General features: G+C 42.4%; 1 protein-coding gene. It reads right to left on the minus strand.

Translation table 11 applies throughout. The features are described 5' to 3' along the window. Positions 1-17: 17 nt before the first annotated feature. The gene (locus ABT58_RS23005) at positions 18-1,343 is read right to left on the minus strand and encodes an IS4 family transposase (RefSeq protein ID WP_047876768.1); all 1,326 of its coding nucleotides are present in this window, start codon (positions 1,341-1,343) and stop codon (positions 18-20) included. Positions 1,344-1,437 lie beyond the last annotated feature (94 nt).

Here is a 1,437-nt window from a genome sequence, read left to right on the forward strand (position 1 = left end):
CAATAGCATAATGCCGTTCACTTAAGGTGAACGGCATTGTTTTTTCTTGGGTATCTACAGGGTTTTTTCTTAACAACCCTTGGGAAGGATCGCTGCCTTCTTGGCTCTAGGATCAAGCTCTCGGTCATCCCGTAGAAATTTTTTAATTGCCTCGGTATAGCTCCGGGAGAGGAGTAAGGAAGACCAACTAATAACCGCATGATATGTGCTAAGGCACCATTAAAACTCAGCTGGTACGGTAAGTAGTCGCCTTTTAAAGTCATACACATCTGCGTCATTTGATAACGAACAAGGTTATAAGTCATCAAAATTCCCCACAGTTCTTGTTTGACCAACTCCGGTAATCGGCTGCGTAAGGTGAGTTTGTTACCAAGCATATATTGCTTCTGCTCTCGATAGCCAAGCTCTATTTCCCAACGGTATCCATAGAGACCCAGCACATCGTTTTTGGGGTATAGCATTGGGTCAATCATCGAAGTGAGTACATCATATTGCTTGCCGTCTTTCACTCTCGATACAAGTCGTACGACGACTTCTTTGGGTAGATCTTGCCAGTTTTTCTGAGCTTGGGGGCTACTCTTTAGCTTTACGAGCTTATCTTGTCTTCCAAGTGAGCGAACTACCTCATATTGAAGACCTTTTTTCATTGGAATTAACCAATGCCTATTTATTCCCGTGACGTTCCATTTTTGTAATAAACCAAGAGAGTAAAAGCCTTTATCGAAGAGCGTTAAACTGTTATCAGGAGTGTTTTCTACTAATTTTTCGGCCAGTTTCATTTCATTAACGGTGTAACAGTCAAAGGCGCTGCCTGTAATTAAATGGCTACTAAGCTCCATTTGGCAGACCATACGCACTTGTGGATACTGCGTTTCTTTACCATCACGCTGAGTTGGCTTGGCAAAAGCTTGTGCATTATCTTTAGAGTCTTCGGTGCGCCATAAAACACCATCAACACCGAGCAGTGTTAACCCATTCCATGTCGGTAGCTGAGACTGATCAAACCAATGCTTTTTAGTGCATTCGAATAGAGCTTTAGCTGCGGCTTCTCCTAATGTTTTTCTTCTTTGAGTTAAGGCGCTCGGAGCAACGAATGGCTTGCCGTCTCGATCAACAATATCTAGCATGTTTACGATATCAGCCATCGACTTGTCGTTATAAATAGCCATGCCGACAAGTAACCAAGCCATAGACTCAAGAGTTAGCTTTCGCTTCCGCAAGGTAACGGTATCTGTAAGTTGATATGCTTCTTCAATGAGGGGGATGGGGATCAGATCAGCGAGTGTTTCTATCTGATTCGGTTTCCAATTATTGATGATATCTAGAGCTTGAGAAACATGCATAAAAAAATCCGATAAACAGTGTTTATCGGATTTTTACATACTGCGAGGATCATTCAACTGATCTGCCGACTAAAGCCTTAACTGATCGGCATTA

Source organism: Photobacterium aphoticum (assembly GCF_001029435.1).
GTDB lineage: Bacteria > Pseudomonadota > Gammaproteobacteria > Enterobacterales > Vibrionaceae > Photobacterium > Photobacterium aphoticum.

Coding starts and splice junctions, on each gene's coding strand:
- ABT58_RS23005 (WP_047876768.1), bottom strand. CDS start 1,343: ATGCATGTTTCTCAAGCTCTAGATATCATCAATAATTGGAAACCGAAT.